This window comes from Aquimarina sp. AD10 (assembly GCF_003443715.1).
Lineage (GTDB): Bacteria > Bacteroidota > Bacteroidia > Flavobacteriales > Flavobacteriaceae > Aquimarina > Aquimarina aggregata.
This window is the reverse complement of record NZ_CP031965.1, coordinates 4,606,942-4,622,959: the sequence shown is the minus strand read 5'-3', so window position 1 is coordinate 4,622,959 and position 16,018 is coordinate 4,606,942. Positions and strand designations below refer to the sequence as shown.

The following is a 16,018-nucleotide window of genomic DNA, read 5'->3' as shown; positions in this document are numbered from 1 at the left end:
TTTTATATAATTTGAGTTAACATTACTATCGCCATTACAATCATAATGGCATTTTCAATAAATGTGGCTTCGGTCATTGGTAATTTTAATGCCGTTCCAAGACAAGCACAACGAATTGATTTTTTATCCAAAAGCGTTTTAGTAACGCCAACCGTTGTGATACTTAATATTATAAGGGTAGCTATAAGGGCAATTTCAATTTCAAAACGCATTAAGAACATCAAACCCAGAGCAGTTTCTATGAATGGGTATATCCAACCATATATTGAAACTCGTTTTGCCAATGGGTCATACATTCTGAAGGATTCAGGGAAATTCTTTAAATCTAGCATCTTGAAGAAACTGAACACTATGAAAAACAACCCCATAAAATCCAACATTACGGCATTACCATCCCAATTTTTATAATGCAACAAAATACTTGCAGTTGCTATGTAAAAAAGGATGAGCAATAATGGTTGCAATTGTTGCAGTTTTGATTTTTGCTCTGTTTCATCCATAGATTGGGATGTCATCTGGAAAACATTTTTGTTTTCCTTTTCCGAAAGAGTATATTTTTCCGGTAATGCTTTTTTAAGAACTTCCGTAGCAACGTGACTACTCATTGTAACTTCAGCTTCGGCTTTTTCGAGATTAACAGTAACGTTGGTAACGTTATCTACGTTACCTAAATATTTTTCTACCGAAGCCTTACAGCCTCCGCAGGTCATTCCTGTTATGTTATATGTATGTGTCATTGTTCATTTTTTTTAATGATTATTACACAAAATTAATTTCGGCAACCCACCTTCATTTGTACAATTCTGGATAATCCTTACACAATTTGGTCTATGGGTTTTCTGTTCCATTTTTGCAGGTTCTTAAATACTGTCATTGACATTCCTGTTACATTTTTGAATTGTCTCGCCAAATGACTACTGTTATTATAGTTCAAGCTGTATGCTATTTCTGAAAAATTCAACTGCCCCAATTGTATCAGTTCTTTTACCTTTTCAATCTTTAAGTTGATTTCATATTTTTCTATGGTTAAACCTTCAGTTTTACTGAACAACTTGCTTAAAGCCGAATAGGATTTATTAAACCTTTTGGTCAAAAAAGTGGAAAGGTTTGCATTGTCTTGATTTTCGATTTTTTGTATGAGTACAATCTTTATTTCCTCTATCAAAATTTCTGTTTCATCCTTTATGATTTCAAAACCGTGTTTGTTCAGCACTTTTTCCAATTCTAATGCTTGGATGCCTGTCTTTTCATTTAGAACAATTTGCCCAAGCTCAACCGATTTTATGTCACAACCCAATTCCTCCAACTCACGCAATACAGTTGATTTGCATCTGTCGCACACCATATTCTTTATGTTAAGGGTTTGTTCCATATTTCTTTTATAGTGCCTGAAACGGGAAGGGCTATTAACCAATCAACCAGTATTTCCTTCCCATATCAGGGCTTTATCTTAAATTTTCTTTTAGGTTCTTTATATAATCAATAATCAAGGTCTTTTCAGATTTGGACAACTTAGCATCCTTGTGAATCAATGTGTAAGATGCTAGTGGCATTTCATCATCTTTAACCTGACTAATTATTGACTTTAGTTTGCTATTTTTTCTTCGGTTGGAATATGTGTCCCATTCATTGAAATTCAATTCTTCCTTTCCATCCTTTATGTGGTTTTCTAAAAACCAAGCAGCAGGTTGTACTTTATTGTACCAAGGATATTTTGTGTTATTACTATGACAATCATAGCAGGACTCTTGTAATATTGCGCTTATGTTTTCTTGAGTGTTGTTTACTAACAAGAAGTCGGTTTTTGGCACAGTATCACTTTGATTAAGGTCTGTGGGCACAAACTGTATGCCCACAAATCCAATCAATAAAATCAATGCTATGATTTTTGTAATTTTCATTTAGTTAATTTCTCGCTGCACCTTTCCGCATTTCAACATCTGGCTTCCATAATATGGATTTCGTACTTCTTCCTTTGTACTCAACCAAGCTGTACCGCCATCATACATCGGGCAAAATTGCTCGTATAGTTTCACTTTTGTTCCTGTGATAGCTACCATATCCGTAACATCCTTACTCAAGACTTTAAAATGCTCACGCTGATGTTTAATATCGCTTTCGCTGATGTGTTCAGCGTGCTCGATAGCATCTTCCATAATATCCTTTAATTCAGACTTCTCTTTACTTGAAAAGCTAGATGCGTCAAACGATTTTAAAGATTGAGCCAATACATTACCCAATTCCTTTACCTTTGCATTATCGTCATTTACTAAAGCATCCTTAAGAGCCATATAATCTGCCAAAACTTTTTGTGCACCTAAGTTCTGCGTATCGGAATCCATCATATCATTGGATTTATCCATTTTATCGTGGTTCATTTCGGAATGTGTTGTATTATCTTGCGCATTTTCCTTTTTGGTGTCTTTGCAAGACATTGCAGTTAGGCTTAAAAATGCCATCATCATAATTGTTGTTGTTAATCTTACTTTTTTCATTATTATTAATTTTAAATTATACTTGTTTTTTAGTTACTTAAATAATTGACTATTGTTGTTTTTATATAGTAGGTTTTAATGGATTCTATTTGGTTTATTTGAAACTTTAACTGTAATTCCTGAATGTCCAGAACATCATTAAAATCAATGGTTCCAGTTTCATAGCTTTTGATTAATATTTCTTCGGCATCATTAGCTTGCTTCAAATTCTTCGTCTGTGTTTTGTAGCTGATTCTTGCTGAGATTCTATCGTTTACAGCTTTGTCCAAAATTGTTTCCAATTTGTTCAAACGTTCTTGTTTCTGAGCAGTTATTTCCCGCTGTTGTAATTGGTTTTGTTTTGTTTGCGATTTGTATTTTTTGTTGAAAATTGGAATTGACACTGATACCATTGGCATTACAATGTCTTTTCCGTTATCACTAAAATCCATATTTGGTCGTTTGTCAACGTTGACATAATCCAAACCAAAACCAATCATAGGAAGGCTTTCTTTTTGATTTAATAATTCTGACTGCTCAACAGATTGGTAGAGCTTGTCATATTTTATCAGTTCTGGATGCAGGGATAAGTTTTCTGTATTAATCAAAGTAGTTTCAGAAGGAATCGTCAATTCTTGAACTACATTCACCACAATATCCTTATCACGGTTTAAAAGTTTATTGAGTGCCGTTTGTTCTGCTAAATACTGTTGAGCTAATACTTCCTTTAATTGTTCCAACTCATTTTGACGCATTTGTAATCGCAATACATCCACCGCTGAAGCTTTACCGACTTCAACAGAGGTCAATGCCAAAGTCTCATAGGTTTCGAGCAATTCAATATTTTGCACCAAGACCTTTTGCTTTGCTTTGTTTGCATACAAATTGTAATAGGATTGCGATACAGAAGCGATTAATTTTCTTTTGGCAATAACAATGTCCTCGTATTTGGCATCGGCCAATGAACTTACATAGTTTTCCCTTGCAGTTATCGAACCAAACCAGGGTATCATTTGTTTTGCCGATACCTTAAAGCGTTGAGCTCCTGTCCTTGTCTCAGGTTCACTAACAAAATATCCAACTCCAAATTCAGTGTTTGGAATCGTGTTTACTTCGTTCACTTTTTCAGAGACAATACTATATTGCAATTCAAATTTTTGAATTTCGGGACTGTTTTTCAGAGCTTCCTCAATAAGAGTTTCCAATTGCTGTGCATTTGAAAAACCAAATGTCAAAAGCCCAATCCCTAATAAAATTATTTTCTTCATTTCGCTACTTTTTTAAGTTGTGCCTCGTGTTTCCAACTGTATAATACAGGAACAACAAACAGTGTAATTAAGGCGATGACCATCCCGCCAAAACTTGGGATTGCCATAGGAATCATTATATCGCTTCCACGTCCTGTGGATGTTAGAACTGGCAGTAATGCCAAAATGGTGGTTGCCGTGGTCATCAAGCAGGGGCGAATACGCTTTTCTCCAGCTTCCACTACGGAAGCTCTAATTTCCTGTTTCGTTTCTGGTGTATTTCTATCAAATGTTTGGGTTAGGTAAGTTGCCATCACTACACCATCATCGGTAGCAATACCAAATAGCGCGATGAAACCGACCCAAACAGCAACACTTAGGTTAATGGTGTGCATTTGAAATAGGTCTCTTAAATTTTCTCCAAAAAAACTGAAGTTTAAAAACCAGTCCTGACCATATAGCCAAATCATTACAAAACCACCTGCAAACGCTACTGCAATGCCTGTAAATACCATTAATGATGTGGCTACCGAACGGAACTGGAAATACAAAATCAAGAAGATAATAAGTAGAGCCAACGGCACCACTACTGATAATGTTTCTTCTGCTCGCAATTGATTTTCATACGTTCCAGTGAATTGATAGTTGATGCCTTTAGGTACAATTAATTCCCCAGAATCTATCTTTTGTTGAATTAGAGTCTGGGCATTTTCAACCACATTGACTTCTGCAAAACCATCTAATTTATCGAACAGCACATAACCAACTAAAAAGGTGTCTTCACTTTTAATGACTTGTGGACCTTGCTCGTATCGAATTGATGCCAATTCGCTCAGTGGGACAGGACTTCCTTTTTCGACAGGCACATAAATTTGTTTTAAATCGTTCGGGTTGGCTCGCAATTCTCTTGGATAGCGTACACGAACACCATAACGTTCACGGCCTTCTACCGTTTGTGTTAACACCATTCCACCTACAGCAACTTTCAGCACATTTTGAACATCATCTATGGATATGCCATAACGAGCCAGTTTATCCCTATCTATATCAATTAATAAATAAGGCTTTCCAACTATCCTATCTGCAAAAACAGCTTCTACTTTAACACCTTCAGCTTGTTTTAAAATATCTTCTAATTGAATTCCAAAAGCTTCAATTTGCTTTAAATCTTGCCCTTTTACTTTAATTCCCATTGGAGCACGCATTCCTGTTTGAAGCATTACCAATCGGGTTTCAATGGGCTGTAATTTGGGTGCTGAAGTAACGCCTGGTAACTTGGTTACTTTTACTATTTCTTTCCATATATCGTCAGGAGAATTTATTTCAGGTCGCCAGTTTCGATAGAATTCACCATTGCTATCTTCGAGTAATTGTGAGCTGTCGAATGTACTGAAAGTAGCATTTTCAGAATTGTTAGGATTTGCAATAAATCGCCCATCCTTCAATTCAAATAATCCGTCGTCATTTACTTTATAGCGTTGCCGATTTCCTTTTTCGTTCAGTGCATATTCTGGTTTATACTGAATAACATTTTCATACATTGATAAAGGAGCAGGGTCTAAAGCTGATTCCGTTCTACCTGACTTACCAACAACGGTTTTGATTTCTGGAATACTGGCTACCGCCATATCTAACTGTTGTAAAATCCGTTTGTTTTCTTCAACTCCTGAATGGGGCATAGAAGTTGGCATCAACAAGAATGAACCCTCATTTAATGATGGCATAAATTCTTTCCCTGTATTTTTCATAATGGAAAAACCAGCAATGACAATAAGTGTAGGTATTGATAGAAATAATAGTTTATTGGCAAGAGCCCACCTTAAGATGCGTGTGTATTGTCGTCTGAATAGGGTGAATGCTCCTAATAGCCCGAAGCAAATAACTCCAACAAAAATTAAATTCCAAAGGATGCTTCTGTCTACACCAAGTGGTCGCCAATATTCTGCTAACAAGAATACAATGGCAAAAGCGGAAATCCCTATGTTTAATAGATTGGAACGTTTTTCTGTAATCCTGTCCTGTGATTTTAAGAAGGCAGTAATGCCAAACGCAATTAGAATTATGCCTAACCAAGAGCCAAAAATTAAGGCTACTATTCCTAAAACAACTAAAAGACCATTGATTATATAACCTGATAGTTTCTTAAGGCTTTTCTTTCTAAACAAGAATGCTGCAAAAGGCGGAATTAAGAATAAGGCAACAATTATGGAAGCCGTTAACGCAAATGTTTTTGTGAATGCCAATGGTCTGAACAATTTACCCTCTGCACCAATCATTGTAAACACAGGGATAAAACTAATAATGGTGGTCATTACCGCCGTTACAATTGCACCAGAGACTTCCGCAGTAGCAGTATAAACAACGGTGTTTATAGGTAGCTTTTCTTTGTTTTCATCAAGATGCCTAATAATGTTTTCAGAGAGTATGACCCCCACATCTACCATTGTACCAATAGCAATAGCGATACCTGACAATGCAACTATGTTAGCATCAACTCCGAAAAGCTTCATCGCAATAAAAACCATTAAAACTGCAACAGGTAGAAGACCAGATATAAGTACCGAAGCTCGAAGATTAAATACCATAATGATGATAACCAAAATGGTAATAAGTATTTCTAAAGTGAGGGCTTCGTTAAGTGTTCCAAGAGTTTCTTGTATAAGTTCTGTTCTATCATAAAAAGGCACAATAGTCACTTGTGAAGTCCTTCCGTCACTCAGAACTTTTGTAGGTAACCCAGGGCTTAATTCATTTATTTTCTCTTTTACATTATTGATGACTTCCATTGGGTTAGCACCATATCGCGCTACAACAACTGCTCCCACAACTTCCGCACCTTCTTTGTCTAGTATTCCTCTGCGTGTTGCTGGGCCTAAAGACACTTTACCAATATCTTTAATTTTGATTGCCGTATAATCTTCTGATGTAACGACTGCATTTTCTATATCCGATACAGATTTCACATACCCCAAACCACGCACTAAGTATTCAGCTTGATTGATTTCTATAGTTTGGGCACCTATATCTTTATTACTTTCTTTTACGGCTTTTACAACGTGATGTAATCCGACATTATATTGTCGCATCAGTTCTGGATTGACATCTACTTGATATTCCTGAACATAACCACCTATGGATGCTACTTCTGACACACCACTTGCCGATGACAAAGCATATTTTACATAGTAATCTTGTATGCTTCGCAATTCGTGTAAATCCCATCCGCCCGTAACCTTACCGTTTTCGTCCCGACCTTCAAGAGTGTACCAAAATATTTGACCTAAACCTGTAGCATCAGGACCCAAAGCTGGGTTGACTCCTTCTGGAAGTAGCCCACTAGGTAATGAATTTAGCTTTTCTAGAATTCGACTACGACTCCAATAGAATTCTATATCTTCTTCAAAAATGATATAGATACTCGAAAACCCAAACATAGAGGAACTACGTATGGTTTTTACTCCAGGAATACCTAGAAGTGATGTCGTTAATGGGTAAGTGATTTGGTCTTCTATATCTTGTGGGGAACGACCATCCCATTTAGTGAAAACTATTTGCTGATTTTCGCCAATATCTGGAATGGCATCTACAGCTACAGGATTAGCTGGTAAAAAACCAGTGTCCCAATTAAAAGGTGCATTTACAATTCCCCAGCCTACAAAAAGGACAAGTAGTAGTACTGCAACGAGTTTGTTTTCTATTAGAAATTTTATGCTTTTGTTTAGCATTGACTTGATAATTAAATAATTAGACATTGGTGCTAAGAAAACACCGAATACAAGGAATTATCCTAATGGAAATAATCCACTGGATAAAAAAGTCTATTATTTAAAAATCAAATTAAGTATGTCTCGTCAAGCTTGTAGATTTGCCTGACAACGAGAGGAGGCCTATATTCTTCATAGGAAACAACCTTTTTATCTAAACTTTCAAAAAGGTTGATATAAGTGTAAACAAATGAAGCAACAAAAACTTGTTGCTCAAAAGATAACTTGTCAAAAGTTATGTTTAATTCATCTTGACCATCAACTATCAACTGTTCATCAGAACAGCAATTTTTTACCTTAATAGAACATCCCTCAGTTGAAGGGTTTTCCATTTCCATACCACAGCCTTTTGCCTTTTTGAAAATGGCAGTTTCTACCAAAGAATCTCCACAATAATGCATATCAATAGTGAATGACATTGTAGAAAATAATACTACAATTGCCATTAAAAAGGATGATATTTTATGAAAAAATTGCTTCATTGGTAATGCAAAGGTATAAAATTTTAACAGTTTTTATTAGGATTAACAATATTTTAATTTTGCAAAATAGCTAGTTCCAACGTATTCGTTGTAATCTAACAGCGTTCAAAATAGCTAATAATGCCACCCCAACATCTGCAAATACAGCTTCCCACATTGTAGCTAATCCACCTGCTCCTAAAATCAGAACAATTACTTTTACGCCAAACGCTAATATGATGTTTTGCCATACAATTTTACGAGTGGAACGACTTATTTTGATAGCTCTAACTACTTTAGATGGCTGGTCGGTTTGAATTATCACATCTGCCGTTTCAATAGCAACATCACTTCCTAAACCACCCATTGCAATACCAACGTTACTTGCAGCTAAAACCGGTGCATCATTAATGCCATCACCAATAAATGCTACTTTATTTTCTGAATTTTGTTTTAAGGTCTCAACTTCATTTAATTTATCTTCTGGTAGCAAGCCTCCTTTAGCATTTTCTACATTTAATTCTTTTGCTACTTGTTGGGTAATGGAATCTTTGTCACCAGAGAGCATAATTATATTTTTAATGCCTACTTTTTGCAATGCGGTAATCGTTTCTTTCGCATCTTCTTTTAATTCGTCTGCTATCACCACATAACCAGCAAATTCATTATCGATTGAAACCAATACTATAGATTCTACAATACTTTCAATTTCAGTTGGAACATCAATATCATAGACAATCATTAAGGCTTTATTTCCTACTAAAACGATTTTACCTTTTACTATTCCTTTTAAGCCTTTACCTGCAATTTCAGAAACTTCTTTTGCTTCATAGTCATCTCCATTTTCTTTATACTCCATAATAGCTTTTGCAATAGGATGAGTTGACTGTTCTTCCATAGCCATTAGGTATTTCATAAATTCAGATTCTTCCCAACCTATAGACTTGATTTCCTTGATTTTGAAAACACCTTTGGTAACAGTTCCTGTTTTGTCCATTACCAATGTATTTATCTTGGTCATAGCATCTAAAAAGGAAGCTCCTTTAAACAAAATACCATTTTTTGAAGCTGCACCCAATCCACCGAAATAACCTAAAGGAATAGAAATCACCAATGCACAAGGGCAAGAAATCACCAAGAAAATCAATGCTCTGTACAACCAATCCCTAAAGACGTAATCATCTACAAAAAAATAAGGGATGAATGTTACACCTATCGCTAAAAACACTACAATTGGTGTATAAATTCGTGCGAACTGTCTGATAAATAATTCCGTTTTTGATTTACGTGCAGTAGCATTTTGGACCAAATCTAATATTCTGGCAATAGAACTATCTTCAAACTTGTTAGTGACTTCAACTTCAATGACACTTTCTAAATTAATACTGCCCGCATATACTTTTCCTTCTTTTAAAACAGAATCTGGTTTGCTTTCTCCAGTTAAGGCAGCCGTATTTAATGATGCTTTTTCGGATAATAATATGCCGTCCAAAGGAATTTTTTCGCCCACACGAATTTGAATCTTCTCACCAATTCTCACATCTTCTGGTGAAACACTTATATAGTCTCTTTCACGAAATACATTGGCTTCTTTTGGTCTAACATCCAGTAATGCCTTTATATTACCTTTTGCTCTGTTGACTGCCGCATTTTGAAATAATTCACCAACTGCATAAAATAACATTACTGCCACACCTTCCGGATATTCACCAATAATAAATGCACCAATAGTGGCTATGGACATTAAAAAAAACTCGGTAAAGAAGTCGCCTTTTTTAATGCTTACCCATCCTTCTTTTACCACAGGAAAACCCACGGGGATATAGGCCACCACATACCAAAGAATGCGAATCCAACCAGAGAAATGAGGAAATGCTTCAAAATAATCTACAGCAATACCTACTATTAACATTACAAAACTGAAAATAGCCGGCAAATAGGTGTTAAAAGTTGAAGCGCCTTTAGGGTCGCTATGATTGTGACCATCATCGTGACTATGTTGCTCCTCTGAAGCTGGTTTTAAGTCTCTTAAATTTACTTTCTTTTTTTTCATTATTATTTGAAATTGATAACAGCAAATATCCTGCTAAAATGTATGCAATGGAATTGCATTATTGCCCACTACATTTATCACACATACCTTTCACCACTAGGTTTATATTTTCCGAAACAAAGCCATTAGGGACTTTTATTTTAGGGATTTTATGCTCTGTTAAGCAAATGGTTTCATTACAGTTATTACAATGGAAGTGCAGGTGTAAATCCGTTTCAATTTCACAGCTGCAATCTTGTTCACATAGTGCATATTTTACTATACCTGTACCGTCGTCTATTTGGTGTACAATATCTTTTTCTACAAATGTTTTAACTGTTCTATATAGTGTTGTTCTATCTGCCTTTTCAAAAGCGTTCTCAATATCACTTAACGTTACGGCCACCTGGTTTTCCGCAAGGAACTTATAAATTAATAAACGCATTGCAGTAACACGTATGTTTTTTGACTCTAATACTTGTTCTATTGTTTCCATAATTAATGTTCGTGTTCTGCTTCACCTTTTTTCATTTCTGCAATAAGGTAATATGCATTATTATAAGCAAATTTTGTGTTTGGTTTTATTTCTTCGGAAAATTGAACTGCTGTCCAATTGTTATCTTTTGCTCCCAAAATAACTTCAACTGGCTTAAAACTCCAATCGTCATTTTCCTTTTCTGCTGAAAAAACATAATACCTATCACCTTCTTTAATAATGGCACTTTCAGGTAATGCTTTTGTCTTGGTGTTCTCTACTTGAATTTTACCTTGAATATACATCCCAGGGATTAAGTTGCCTTTCTTGTTTTCAATTTCCGCGTGAACGTGAACTGCTTTTGGATTGTCTTCAAAAGTTTTGCTAACGGAATAGATTTCTGCTGTAAGTTCTTCATCCGGAACGGATTGTATAGTAAAAGATACTTTCTGACCTCTTTTTACTTTATACACATCCTTTTCAAACACCATTAAATCAGCGTGCACGTGATGCGTGTTTACAACTTCAAATAACTCGGTTTGAGGCTCTACGTATTGGCCTGTTTTTACTTCAACCTTTTGTACAAAACCTTCAATGGGACTACGCAATGCAATTTGTTGAGCAATAGTACCATTACGGACTGAAGTGGTATTTACGTTTAGTATTTTTAATTGGGCAGCTAATCCGTTTACCATTGCTTTTGAAGCATTATATTCTGCTTCTGCCTTTTGAAAATTAGCACCAGAACCTACACCTGCATCGTATAATCTTTTTTGACGCTCATAGTTTTTTTTCAAAAAAACACTATTACTATGGGCATTTAAGTAATCAGTTTGCAGTTTTATAATATTTGGGTGAGAAAGGTAAGCTACTACTTGACCTTTACTGACTTTATCGCCTTCAATTACTTTAATCGATACTACATTAGCACCAACCACAGAAGTTATAGCAGCTTCGTTTTGTGGTGGCACTTCCAATGTTCCATTAGCTTCTACATAGCCACTCATATTGCGTAATGTAAGCGTGTCAATTTTCATTTTTAAAGCATTGAACTGCTGTTTTGAGAGCACAACTTCTTCTCCTTCATTTTGCGACTCCTTTGCTTCAGTTTTTTGGGTATGACCATCTGAGCCATTTTTATTTCCACAAGCGGTTACTAAAATTGAAGCTATAAATAGTATTAAAAATTTATATGATGTATTTTTCATTGTCTTATTGGTTAAAATATTGTAATTGAAATGTACTTTGTAAATAATTGATTAGCGCGGTTTGAGATTCCAAATCAGATTGAACAGCTTCTTTTATAAGTTGTGTAAATGTGGTATAATCAATTTCCCCTTCTTTATATGCCAATAAAGCACCCACTTTTTGTTCTTTCACAAGTGGTAACACTTCATTTTTGTAGAAAAGCCAAGATGTTTTCCATTTTTGGTAATTTTCTTTAGCTTGAATAAATTTGGATTGTACTTCTTTTTGCTTGAATTGCACATTGGCTTCCGTTATCTCCTTATCAATTTTTGCGGTTCTAATTTGCGCTTTGTTTGAACCCGATAAAAACGGAATTGAAATACCTGCTTGATAGGTGTAAAATCCCGAATTGCCATCAACTTTTTGTAAACCCCCTTGTAGGTTGAACTTTGGTAAATTATTTGCTTTTGCAGCTTTATAATTGGCTTCGGCTTCATCTACAATATTCTGTGACATATTGTACAACGGATGATTTTCAATATTGAATGCTTCCATATTTATATCCGTAGCAATATCAAATTTATCAGTAACCGTATAAATTTCCTCTGAAACAAACCATAGATTTAATTGCTGTAAAGCGACTAAATAATCACTATACGCCTGCGCTTTTTTATTTTGAATTTGTAAGGCTTGATTTTTAGCTGCTGAATATTCTAATCTTGAAATGGCCTCTACTTCATAATTTAAGGCAACAGCTTTCTCGAAGTTGATATAAATAGAATCTAACTCTTTGTACAAATTATAATTCCTTTTACTCTGCAAAGTATTTGTCCAAGCCTTTTTCACTTCCAATTCTAAATCTAATTCTGAAAGCTGAAACGCTTTTTGAGCTAATTGAATGCGTTGTTCTTGCAATCGCTTTTTCGCAGAAATACCAAACACATCAATGTTGCTTTGGCCAATTCCTATGGTAGTATAAATACCATTTCCATTATTAATTTCCTCACCTCCGGTAAATATTTGAGTTGTGCCAAAATCATAGGCTGTAGCTTTTAGTTGTTCCTGTTTTGTGATTTCCAACTGCTTTTGCTTCAACAACGGATAATTGTTTTTTGAGAGTTTTACAGCCTCCTGTATTGTTATTTCAGGAAGTGTATCGCTTATCTGTTGAGCGTTACTTTGTGTCGAAAAACCAAACATTATAAGTAAAACCGCAGTTGCTGTAACTATCTTTTTATTCATTTTGAACTTAAAAGATTTGTTTTCTACCCAATGGTACAAAATTGGTAACACGAATAGAGTCAGTAATGTAGAAGTCATTAATCCACCAATAACCACGGTTGCCAATGGGCGTTGTACTTCTGCTCCAGCAGATGCCGAAATTGCCATAGGTAAAAACCCCAATACATCTGTAAATGCTGTTAGCATAATTGGTCTGATTCTTCTTTTTGTGCCTTCTACAATCCTATCTTTTAGATTGGTTACACCTTCATCTTTTAACTCGTTGAGCCCGCTAATCATCACTAATCCATTTAAAACCGCAACGCCAAACAGCACAATGAAACCGACACCTGCCGAAATACTAAAAGGCATATCACGTAACCACAATGCCACGACACCACCAATGGTTGCCATAGGAATTGCGATATAAATCATTAAGGTTTGTGGTAAGGATTTTAATGCAAAATATATTAATATAAAAATGAGCAATAATGCAATAGGAACAACAGTTTGTAAACGGTTACTGGCACGTTCCAAATTCTCAAAAGCCCCACCATAGCGAATGAAATAACCTGATGGCAATTCTAATTGTGCATCTAGTTTTTTCTTTATTTCAGTTACCAATGATTTTACATCACGACCTCTCACATTAATCCCTACATAAGTTCTTCTGTTAGTATCGTCTCTACTTATTTGCATTGGTCCTGATTTGTAGCTAACATCCGCAATTTCACGTAATGGAATTTGAGTGCGAGAAGGTAGATTGATGTAGAGGTTTTGAACATCTGAAATATCCTTTCGGTTTTGAGAACTTAAACGCACCACTAAATCGAAGCGTTTTTCACCTTCAAAAATCACGCCTGCCGTACCACCAGCAAATGCAGATTGTACAGTTTGATTTAGCGCATTTATTTGAAGTCCGTATTGCGCTAATTTATCCCTATCGTAATTAATAGTCATCTGTGGTAGTCCGGTTGTTGCCTCCGCTTTCATATCACCAATACCTTCTGTACCTGCAATAATTTTAGATATTTCTTCAGCTTTTTGAGACAACACATCAATATCTTCACCATATAGTTTTATGGCAATATCTTCTCGAACACCTTCAAGCAATTCATTAAAGCGCATTTCAATAGGTTGGGTAAACTCATAATTAACGCCCGGAACGATTTCAACCGCTTCTTTCATTTTCTCAATCAGCTCATCTTTAGTAGTAGCTGTCGTCCATTCGCTTTTTGGTTTTAGAATTACGAAAACATCCGCTAAATCCATTGGCATTGGGTCTGTTGGTATTTCTGCAACACCAATACGACTAACTATTTTTTCGACTTCTGGAAATTTAGCTTTTACAATTTGCTCTATTTTTGTCGTTGTTTCAATGGTTTCTGTTAGAGAACTACCTGGTTTTAAAATGGCGTGAAATGCAATATCTCCTTCATCGAGTTGCGGGATGAACTCGCCACCCATTCGGCTAAACATAAAAACTGTAATTCCGAATAGCACGACTGCAATACCTATAATCCATTTTCCTTTTTTCAGTGCCTTTACCAATAATGGTTGATACTTATCCTCAACCCAATGCACAAATCTATCTCCATAAGATTTTTTGTCGTTTTTTGGTGCCCTTAACACCAATGCAGACATCATTGGTACATACGTCAAACAAAGCACCATTGCACCTATCATAGCAAAAATGAAAGTTAATGCCATTGGTTTAAACATTTTCCCTTCAATACCTTGTAAAGCCAGAATTGGAAGAAAAACAATGAGAATAATAAGCTGACCGAAAAAAGCAGCATTCATCATTTTTTTTGAAGCATTTGAAGCTACTTTATCTCTTTCTTTTGCCGTAAGACTCTTCTTTTTTAATACTTGGGAAGTGATAAGAAAAACAGTGCTTTCTACTATAATTACAGCGCCATCTACAATGATTCCAAAATCGATTGCACCCAAACTCATTAGGTTTGCCCATACGTCAAATACATTCATTAGTATAAATGCAAATAATAGGGACAATGGAATGGTTGAAGCTACTATTAAACCGCCTCGCCAGTTTCCTAATAAGAAAATAAGAACGAAAATGACTATTAATGCGCCTTCAATTAGATTGGTTGCAACTGTAGAGGTTGTTTCACCGATAAGTTTACTTCGGTCTAACAGCGATTCGATAATGATTCCTTCAGGTAATGACTTTTCTATTTGAGCCATTCGCTCTTTTACATTAGCGATAACATCATTGGAATTAGCACCTTTAAGCATCATCACCAAACCACCTACAACCTCGCCTTCACCATCTTGAGTTAATGCACCATAACGAATTGCAGAACCAAATTGTACTGTAGCGATATCACCAATAGTAACAGGAATATTATTAATGTTCTTAACAGTAATTTTTTTAATATCCTCTAAACTTCGTACCAGGCCTTCACCACGAATAAAATTAGCTTGATGGTTTTTTTCGATGTAAGCACCACCTGTATTTTGATTATTAGCTTCTAGTGCATTAAACACATCAGTAATGGTCAAACCAATAGCGTTTAATTCGTTTGGGTCAACTGCTACTTCGTATTGCTTAATTTTGCCACCTATGGCATTTACTTCAACCACACCTTCAACCATAGCCATTTGACGTTGTACAATCCAATCTTGCATAGAACGCAAGTCCGCAATGGTATATTTGTCTTTAAACTCTGGTGCTACCTTTAATGTGTATTGGTAAATTTCTCCCAGACCTGTTGAAATAGGTCCCATAGTGGGTTCGCCAAAACCAGCAGGAATTTGCTCTTTGACTTCATTTAGTTTTTCTGCTACTAATTGTCGCGGAAGATACGTTCCCATATCATCGTCGAAGACAATGGTAACCACAGATAGGCCGAAACGAGAAATTGACCTAATTTCCTGTACATTGGGAAGGTTGCTCATTGCAACTTCGACAGGATAGGTTACAATTTGCTCAATATCTTCAGTGCCTAGATTTGGTGCTTGTGTAATGACCTGTACTTGGTTGTTAGTAATATCTGGAACAGCATCGATTGGTACTTGGGTCATACTCCAAATACCTGCTCCAATAATGGTGAGCGTTAGCAAACCAATTATGAATTTGTTATTGATTGAAAAATCAATGATTTTATTAATCATAGAAAATGTATTAATTCA

General features: G+C 35.6%; 11 protein-coding genes. All 11 read right to left on the bottom strand.

Going from position 1 to position 16,018, the window contains the following annotated elements; genetic code table 11:
• Positions 1-2: 2 nt before the first annotated feature.
• The 11 genes from D1816_RS19220 to D1816_RS19170 all read right to left on the bottom strand — a co-directional run bounded on the left by D1816_RS19220 (position 3) and on the right by D1816_RS19170 (position 16,000).
• The gene (locus D1816_RS19220) at positions 3-737 is read right to left on the bottom strand and encodes a heavy-metal-associated domain-containing protein (protein WP_118504997.1); all 735 of its coding nucleotides are present in this window, start codon (positions 735-737) and stop codon (positions 3-5) included.
• 77 nt (positions 738-814) lie between these two features.
• Positions 815-1,372 (bottom strand): AraC family transcriptional regulator, encoded by a 558-nt coding sequence (locus D1816_RS19215; RefSeq protein ID WP_118504995.1) that lies wholly within the window; start codon positions 1,370-1,372, stop codon positions 815-817.
• Between the two features lie 73 nt (positions 1,373-1,445).
• Positions 1,446-1,901: a heme-binding domain-containing protein gene (locus tag D1816_RS19210; protein ID WP_118504993.1), complete on the bottom strand. Its 456-nt coding sequence runs from the start codon at positions 1,899-1,901 to the stop codon at positions 1,446-1,448.
• Positions 1,902-2,495: a DUF3347 domain-containing protein gene (locus D1816_RS19205; RefSeq protein ID WP_118504991.1), complete on the bottom strand. Its 594-nt coding sequence runs from the start codon at positions 2,493-2,495 to the stop codon at positions 1,902-1,904. It abuts the gene before it with no gap.
• A 29-nt stretch (positions 2,496-2,524) separates the two neighbouring features.
• On the bottom strand, positions 2,525-3,742 hold the full coding sequence (locus tag D1816_RS19200; RefSeq protein ID WP_118504989.1) for a TolC family protein: 1,218 nt from the start codon (positions 3,740-3,742) through the stop codon (positions 2,525-2,527).
• Positions 3,739-7,446, bottom strand: coding sequence for an efflux RND transporter permease subunit (locus D1816_RS19195; RefSeq protein ID WP_118504987.1), 3,708 nt, complete (start codon positions 7,444-7,446; stop codon positions 3,739-3,741). Before D1816_RS19195 ends, D1816_RS19200 begins: the two co-directional genes overlap by 4 nt.
• Before the next feature lie 107 nt (positions 7,447-7,553).
• Positions 7,554-7,931, bottom strand: coding sequence for a hypothetical protein (locus tag D1816_RS19190; protein WP_233565335.1), 378 nt, complete (start codon positions 7,929-7,931; stop codon positions 7,554-7,556).
• Positions 7,932-8,037: 106 nt separating this feature from the next.
• On the bottom strand, positions 8,038-9,999 hold the full coding sequence (locus tag D1816_RS19185; protein ID WP_118504983.1) for a heavy metal translocating P-type ATPase: 1,962 nt from the start codon (positions 9,997-9,999) through the stop codon (positions 8,038-8,040).
• 58 nt (positions 10,000-10,057) lie between these two features.
• A complete protein-coding gene (locus tag D1816_RS19180; RefSeq protein WP_118504981.1) occupies positions 10,058-10,474 on the bottom strand; it encodes a Fur family transcriptional regulator in 417 nt (138 codons plus the stop codon).
• Positions 10,475-10,476: 2 nt separating this feature from the next.
• Positions 10,477-11,661, bottom strand: a complete 1,185-nt coding sequence (locus tag D1816_RS19175; protein WP_118504979.1) for an efflux RND transporter periplasmic adaptor subunit — start codon at positions 11,659-11,661, stop codon at positions 10,477-10,479.
• Between the two features lie 4 nt (positions 11,662-11,665).
• Positions 11,666-16,000, bottom strand: coding sequence for a CusA/CzcA family heavy metal efflux RND transporter (locus tag D1816_RS19170; RefSeq protein WP_118504977.1), 4,335 nt, complete (start codon positions 15,998-16,000; stop codon positions 11,666-11,668).
• Positions 16,001-16,018: the final 18 nt, after the last annotated feature.